Here is a 6,958-nt window from a genome sequence, read left to right on the forward strand (position 1 = left end):
GCCCCCGCGGAGAAGGCCCCGCACCGGCGCATGTTGCGCCGTCCCCCGCCGCCGCGGGCAGAAGCACGAGGTCTCCCCGGCCGCGGACCCGAACCCGAACCCGGACCGCGCCGTCTTCGGCGAGCACATGCCGACCCAGGCGATCGCCCTTGTGGAGCGCCTGAGCAGCTCGGCGTACGGCCGCCGCATGCGAGCCCGGCTGAGCGCCCGCCAGGCCCGGGCGGACGCCGTCGTGGAGGCCCGGACCACCCTCGACTTCGCCCTGAAGCTCGGTGAGACCATGTTCAGCTACGGTGCGAGCTCGATGGACGTGGAGTCCTCGATCATCGTGGTCACACAGGCCTTCGGCATCCACGAGACCGAGGTCGACCTGACGAACCAGGCGATCTCCCTGAACTACGCGCCGGACTCCTCGCGCGGCGAGGTCCCCTACACCCTTCAGCGCGTGGTGCGCTCCTGGTCCACGAACTTCGCCGGGCTGGGCGCCCTGCACCGGCTGGTCGAGGCCATCGCGGACGGGGAGGTCACCCGTGCCGAGGCCCAGCGCCGGCTCGTGGAGATCCGGCGCACGCCCAAGCCGTACCCGGCCTGGTCCGAGGTCCTCATGGCCGGTGTCTTCTGCGGCCTGTTCGTGCCGTTCATCGGCGGAACCTGGCGCGGTGCCCTCGTGGGCATGGCCTCCACGTGGCTCGTGTTCTGGATCAAGATCCAGGTGGAGAAGAAGGGCCTGCCGGAGATCTTCAGCACCATGATCGGCAGCTTCCTCGCCACCGCGATCGCGCTGACCCTGCACGCCGTGGACGTCTCCATCAACCCGTCCCTGGTGATCGCCGGCGGCATCATGATCCTGCTGCCGTCCTCCCGCTTCGTCACCTCCGTCCAGGACGCGATCAACGGCTTTCCCGTCACAGCTGCCGGCCGCATGATCTCCGCCCTGCTGGTGTACATGGGGCTGATGGGCGGCATCATGATCGGCGTGATCGGCTCGGAGATCGTCGGACTGCCGGCGCTCGAACTCGCCGAGACCCCGACGGGCACGGACCTGCCCGCACTCGTGCTGCTGGTCCTCGTGGCCTGCGCGGCCATGTCCGACTCGGTCGTGGAGCAGGCCACCTGGAAGGCCCTGGTCGCCTCCGGCCTCGTGGCGGCGGTCGCGTTCGGGGCGTACCACCTGTTCGACCTGATCGGCACCGGGCCGCGCCTCACCCCGGCGATCGCCGCCACCGTGGTGGGCTTCTTCGGCCGGGCCGCGGCGCTGCGGCTGGGCTTCCCGCAGATCGTGGTGGTGCTGCCCAGCATGCTCTTCCTGCTGCCGGGTCTGGCGATCTTCCGCGCCCTCTACGAGTTCACGGTGGAGTCCGGCTCCACCCTGCTCGGTGTGGCCGGCATCTTCAACGCCACCGTCGTGGTCGTCGCGATCGCCGGCGGAGTGGTCTTCGGCGACACCCTCGCCAGGCCCCTCACCGACCGCATCTTCGCCGGCTCCCGCGTCGGCGCAGGGTCCGGCCACCAGCGCTGACCTCCGCCCCGCGGCTGCCCGGACCATAGGGTCGGGTGCGTGTGCCGGCGGCGGCAGGTGCCGGCGTCGGGAAAGAGGCGCGACGACGGCCGCCCGCCTCAGGCGGGCAGGCTCCAGTCCACCGGGTCCGCCCCGTGCTCGGTGAGCCACGCATTGGCGCGGCTGAACGGCTTCGAGCCGAAGAACCCGCGGTGGGCGCTCAGCGGCGAGGGGTGTGGGGACTCGACCACCCCCACACCATGCGCCCGCAGCGGCCCGGCCAGGCGGCGGGCGTCGGCACCCCAGAGCAGGGCCACGAGCGGGGCGTCGCGTTCGGCGAGGGCCCGCACGGCGGTCTCCGTGATCTGCTCCCACCCGATGCCGCGGTGCGAGCCGGGGGATCCGGCCGCCACGGTGAGGCACCGGTTCAGCATCAGCACGCCGCGCTCCGTCCACGCCGTCAGGTCACCGTGTTCCGGCGGGGTGAGGCCGAGGTCTTCGGCGAGCTCCCGGTAGATGTTCACGAGGGAGCGGGGGAGGGGCCGCACGTCCGGGGCCACGGCGAAGCTCATGCCGATCGGGTGCCCTGGCGTGGGGTAGGGGTCCTGGCCGAGGACGAGGACCCGGACGTCCTCGAACGGCTGGCGGAAGGCACGCAGCACGTGTTCCGGAGCCGGCAGGATCTGCTCGCCGGCGGCCCGGCGGGACCGCAGCTGCTCGGCGACGGCGGCGAATGAGGCATCGTGGTCGGAGAAGACCCGGGTCCAGCCGGGGTCGAGCGGTGCGATGAGGTCCATGCCGCCAGGCTAACGGTCGACCGGGCACGGCACGTGGGCGCCGGGTGCGGAGTGTGGGCGGCGCGACGGCACGTCGTCCGCGGTGCCGGGGGTCCGAGACCGTACCATGGGCGGCATGCCGCGAACCCCCCGAGACGAGCTCAGCCCGCTGGAGCGGAGTGTGCTCGAGCTCGAGGACCTGCGCTGGCGATATCCGGGGGCCAAGGACCAGGCGATCCGCGACCGACTGGGACTGACCCCGACCGCCTACTATCAGATGTTGAACGGACTGCTGGACCGGGAGGCCGCGCTGGCCTGCCGGCCGTTGCTCGTGCAGCGGCTGCGCCGCACGCGAGGCACCCGTCGACGCGCCGTCCGGCTGCCCCGTCCGGCCGCCCCCACTTCCCCCACTGTCGCCCAGGAGACCTGATTCACGATGGCCTACACGCCTGATCGCTTCGACGACGTCCCGGAGTACACGGACCAGCGCGGTGCGCACCGCGACCACTTCGAGGGTGCCGCGTGCCGCCGGCGCCGGGGCCCGCCCGTGGCTGCTGATCGTCGCGGCCGCCCTGCTCATCGGCCTGTTCGTGGGCGTCGTCCTGCCGTTCATGCAGCGCGGCGGCGAGAACACCGCGACGGAGAACTCCGCGACGGCCACCGCCACCGAGCCCGGGGAGTCGGTCTCCCCGAGCGAGGGCGACGGCTCCGCGTCCGGTTCGGAGGAGTCCGCCGCGGAGTCGGAGGACTCGGCCGAGTCGACGAAGGGCGCAGAAGACTCCCGTGCGACCGAGGAGTCCGAGAGGGCCGCGAAGGAGTCCCGCGCCGCCGCGGAGTCGAAGAAGGCGGCCGAGTCGGAGAAGGCCGAGGCCTCCCGCGCCGCGGAGTCGGAGAAGGCTGCCGCGGCCGCCGCCGCCGCGGCCCAGCAGTCCAAGGAGGCCGCGGAGTCCCGCGCCGCCGAGGAGTCCAAGAAGGCCGCCGAGGCCCGTGACGCCGAGGAGTCCCGTGCGGCAGCCTCCCGTGCCGCCGAGGAGTCGAAGAAGGCGGAGGAGGCCCGTCGGGCCGAGGCCTCGAAGCGGGCGCAGGCGTCCGAGGCCGCCGAGGAATCCCGCAAGGCGGAGGCGTCCCGCAGCGCCGAGACGTCCCGCAAGGCCGAGGCCTCGCGCAGCGCTGAGGCCTCCAGGGAGGCGGAGGCGTCCAGGGAGGCGGAGGCGTCCAGGGAGGCGGAGGCGTCCCGCAAGGCCGAAGCCTCGAAGAAGGCGGAGGCGTCCAAGTCGGCCGAGGCCGCGGCCGCGGTGAAGAAGAACCGCGTGGTCGTCTACAACGCCACGCGCATCAACAAGCTCGCCGCCGGCCATGCCGACCGACTGAGGCGTGCCGGCTTCCAGGACGTGGATGCCCAGAACTGGAACGGCTACGGCGTGAGCAGCTCGGCCGTGCTCTACAACCAGTCGACGTTCAAGGGCACCGCCGAGGCGGTCGCCCAGGAGCTGGGCGTCCCGGCGTACCAGACCCCGAACCTGCAGCTGAACGGCGTCGCGGCCGTCATGTTCAAGTGACCACCGGCACGGCCTGATCGGGCCACCCGGCCGCGGAGGTCCGCCGGGACCGTCGTCGCGGCCGCTGGCCCTGCATCGCGGCCCACCGGCAGCGCCCCGTCCCCTCGTCCCTGGAACGAGGCGGCGGGGCGCTGTTGCGCCATCAGCGGACCTTTTGCACTCTCCGTTCGAGAGTGCTCATAATGGCTTTAGCACTCCCGCGTGTCGACTGCCAGCCGCCCTGCGGCGGGACGGAGCACGTGTGGAGGAGGACCTGACAGCGGTGAGGCGTGTACGCGCCGTCCGTCGCGGGCACTGCACAGGTCACCCGACCGCTGAGAACGCAGCCGTCCAGAAAGGACATGCACACATGGCAAAGACCATCGCATTCGACGAAGAGGCACGCCGCGGCCTGGAGAAGGGCCTGAACACCCTGGCCGACGCCGTGAAGGTGACCCTGGGCCCCCGTGGCCGCAACGTCGTGCTGGAGAAGAAGTGGGGCGCTCCCACCATCACCAACGACGGCGTCTCCATCGCCAAGGAGATCGAGCTCGAGGACCCGTACGAGAAGATCGGCGCGGAGCTCGTCAAGGAGGTCGCCAAGAAGACCGACGACGTCGCCGGCGACGGCACCACCACCGCCACCGTGCTGGCCCAGGCCCTGGTCCGTGAGGGCCTGCGCAACGTGGCCGCCGGCGCGGACCCGATGGCCCTGAAGCGCGGCATCGAGAAGGCCGTCGAGGCCGTCACCGCCGAGCTCCTGGGCGCCGCCCGCGAGATCGAGACCAAGGACCAGATCGCCGCCACCGCGTCCATCTCGGCCGCCGACCCGCAGATCGGCTCCCTGATCGCCGAGGCCCTGGACAAGGTCGGCAAGGAGGGCGTCATCACCGTCGAGGAGTCGAACACCTTCGGCCTCGACCTCGAGCTCACCGAGGGCATGCGCTTCGACAAGGGCTACATCTCCGGCTACTTCGTCACCGACGCCGACCGCCAGGAGACCGTCCTCGAGGACCCGTACGTGCTGATCGTGAACTCCAAGATCTCCACCGTGAAGGACATGGTGGCGGTCCTGGAGAAGGTCATGCAGTCCGGCAAGCCGCTGCTGATCATCGCCGAGGACGTCGAGGGCGAGGCCCTGGCGACCCTCGTGGTCAACAAGATCCGCGGCACCTTCAAGTCCGTGGCCGTGAAGGCCCCGGGCTTCGGCGACCGCCGCAAGGCCATGCTGGCGGACATCGCGATCCTCACCGGCGGCCAGGTCATCTCCTCCGAGGTCGGCCTGTCCCTCGAGACCGCGACCCTGGACATGCTGGGCCAGGCCCGCAAGGTCGTCATCACCAAGGACGAGACCACCATCGTCGAGGGCGCCGGCGACGCGGACCAGATCGCCGGCCGCGTGTCCCAGATCCGCTCCGAGATCGAGAACACCGACTCGGACTACGACCGCGAGAAGCTGCAGGAGCGTCTCGCCAAGCTGGCCGGCGGCGTGGCCGTCATCAAGGCCGGTGCGGCCACCGAGGTCGAGCTCAAGGAGCGCAAGCACCGCATCGAGGACGCCGTGCGCAACGCCAAGGCGGCCGTGGAGGAGGGCATCGTCGCCGGCGGCGGTGTGGCCCTGATTCAGGCCGGCGCCAAGGCGTTCGACGGCCTGCAGCTCGAGGGCGACGAGGCCACCGGCGCGAACATCGTGAAGGTCGCCGTCGAGGCCCCGCTGAAGCAGATCGCCTTCAACGCCGGCCTGGAGGCGGGCGTCGTGGCGGACAAGGTCAAGGCGCTCCCGGAGGGCAACGGCCTCAACGCCGCCACCGGCGAGTACGAGGACCTGCTGGCTGCCGGCATCAACGACCCGGTGAAGGTGACCCGTTCCGCGCTGCAGAACGCCGCCTCCATCGCCGGCCTGTTCCTCACCACCGAGGCCGTGGTGGCCGACAAGCCGGAGAAGACCCCGGCCGGCGGCGAGGGCATGGACGCCATGGGCGGCATGGGCGGCATGGGCGGCATGATGTGACCACCCGCTGACGCCTGATCCGGACGCCTGGCGTCTCGGATCCGCCGACGCAGACCGAGGCCCGGTCCCCTGCACAGGGGGCCGGGCCTCGATGCGTGTCCGGGCGTCTCAGCGGAGCGAGTCGCGCTCCCGGGCCAGGTTCGTCCGGGCCGCCTCCTCCCAACGACGACGGCCGCTCGCCGTCGCGTACAGCCGTTCCGCGCCGAGGAGGCCGTCCAGCACGGCGGCACGGCCGCGCCGCCAGTCCGGCTCCGGCACGTGGGCGAAGTCCCGGCGGACCAGCGCCACGTAGTCGTCATAGGCGTCCGGGGTGCGGCCGAGCACCTCCAGGTCCGCGTCGGAGAGCAGGGCGCCGGCCCGGTCGTCCGCGGTCGGACGGTGGCTCAGGGTGAGACGGACCAGTCGCGCGGTCTCGGCGATCTCCGTGTCCGACACGGCCAGGCGGGGTGCGGCCAGCAGCTCCTCGGCCAGGCGAGCCGAGTCCTCCTCGTCCTGGCCTGCCGGGCGGGCCGGATCGGCGGCGTAGACCGCGTCGTGGAACCAGGCCGCGAGGGGGACGGCACGGGGGAGCGGTCCCGGCTCCTCGCCGTCTCCCCGGAGACGGTCCACGGCCTCCAGGACCGCCAGCAGGTGGTCCGGCGAGTGGTAGTGCCGGTGCGGCTCGCTCCAGCGGGCCAGCAGCTCCCGGCCGAGATCTGCGACGGCGCCCGGGTCCGCACCGGCCGCGCGGTGTGCACCGATCGGCCCGGCGAACAGGTTCGCCCACCGGCGCAGGAGCATCGGGTCACGGCGCATGGGGCGACGGCGCGAGGGCACCCGCAGGCCGGACCGGATCAGGCGGCGGGTCAGCTCGCCGCCGCTGACCGGCTCGGCCCCGAGGGCGACCAGCTCGTCGTGGCGGTGCGCGGGCACGTCGTAGTGGTCCAGGTCGAACGCGCGGGGGCTGAGGCCTGCGTCCGCGGCGAATGCGTGGAGCTCCGCCAGCGAGACGTCCGAGACCAGGTGGGAGAACACGGTCCCGTGGGCGGGCCAGACGGGCGGATCGATGTACACGGCCATGGAGGTCACCCTAGACGGGTCACCCTAGACGGGCCGCGGACGGCGAACGGCCCCGGACGCCCTCCCCCACGGGGCG

At 72.3% G+C, this 6,958-nt stretch carries 6 protein-coding genes; 4 read left to right on the forward strand and 2 right to left on the reverse strand.

Features of this window, described 5'->3' with window-relative positions; all coding sequences use genetic code 11:
- On the forward strand, window positions 1-1,519 hold a 1,519-nt coding region (locus tag AC2W7A_RS07520), incomplete at its 5' end, for a threonine/serine exporter family protein (RefSeq protein ID WP_485990809.1).
- Between the two features lie 98 nt (window positions 1,520-1,617).
- Here AC2W7A_RS07520 and AC2W7A_RS07525 read toward each other — a convergent pair.
- The gene (locus tag AC2W7A_RS07525; RefSeq protein WP_485990810.1) at window positions 1,618-2,295 is read right to left on the reverse strand and encodes a uracil-DNA glycosylase; all 678 of its coding nucleotides are present in this window, start codon (window positions 2,293-2,295) and stop codon (window positions 1,618-1,620) included.
- Between the two features lie 115 nt (window positions 2,296-2,410).
- Here AC2W7A_RS07525 and AC2W7A_RS07530 point away from each other — a divergent pair, with 115 nt between their 5' ends.
- The 3 genes from AC2W7A_RS07530 (at window position 2,411) to groL (ending at window position 5,823) form a co-directional block, all read left to right on the forward strand.
- Window positions 2,411-2,704, forward strand: a complete 294-nt coding sequence (locus AC2W7A_RS07530; protein ID WP_485990811.1) for a DUF3263 domain-containing protein — start codon at window positions 2,411-2,413, stop codon at window positions 2,702-2,704.
- Window positions 2,705-2,765: 61 nt separating this feature from the next.
- Window positions 2,766-3,833: a LytR C-terminal domain-containing protein gene (locus tag AC2W7A_RS07535; RefSeq protein WP_485990812.1), complete on the forward strand. Its 1,068-nt coding sequence runs from the start codon at window positions 2,766-2,768 to the stop codon at window positions 3,831-3,833.
- A gap of 349 nt (window positions 3,834-4,182) precedes the next feature.
- A complete protein-coding gene (groL, locus tag AC2W7A_RS07540; RefSeq protein ID WP_485990813.1) occupies window positions 4,183-5,823 on the forward strand; it encodes a chaperonin GroEL in 1,641 nt (546 codons plus the stop codon).
- A 108-nt stretch (window positions 5,824-5,931) separates the two neighbouring features.
- On the opposite strand, the gene AC2W7A_RS07545 is transcribed toward groL, so the two are convergent.
- Window positions 5,932-6,882 (reverse strand): DUF4031 domain-containing protein, encoded by a 951-nt coding sequence (locus tag AC2W7A_RS07545; protein ID WP_485990814.1) that lies wholly within the window; start codon window positions 6,880-6,882, stop codon window positions 5,932-5,934.
- Window positions 6,883-6,958: the final 76 nt, after the last annotated feature.

The organism is Micrococcus sp. LASM2_SD2, assembly GCF_057364565.1.

Coding starts and splice junctions, on each gene's coding strand:
- AC2W7A_RS07530 (WP_485990811.1), top strand. CDS start 2,411: ATGCCGCGAACCCCCCGAGACGAGCTCAGCCCGCTGGAGCGGAGTGTG.
- AC2W7A_RS07525 (WP_485990810.1), bottom strand. CDS start 2,295: ATGGACCTCATCGCACCGCTCGACCCCGGCTGGACCCGGGTCTTCTCC.
- AC2W7A_RS07545 (WP_485990814.1), bottom strand. CDS start 6,882: ATGGCCGTGTACATCGATCCGCCCGTCTGGCCCGCCCACGGGACCGTG.
- groL (WP_485990813.1), top strand. CDS start 4,183: ATGGCAAAGACCATCGCATTCGACGAAGAGGCACGCCGCGGCCTGGAG.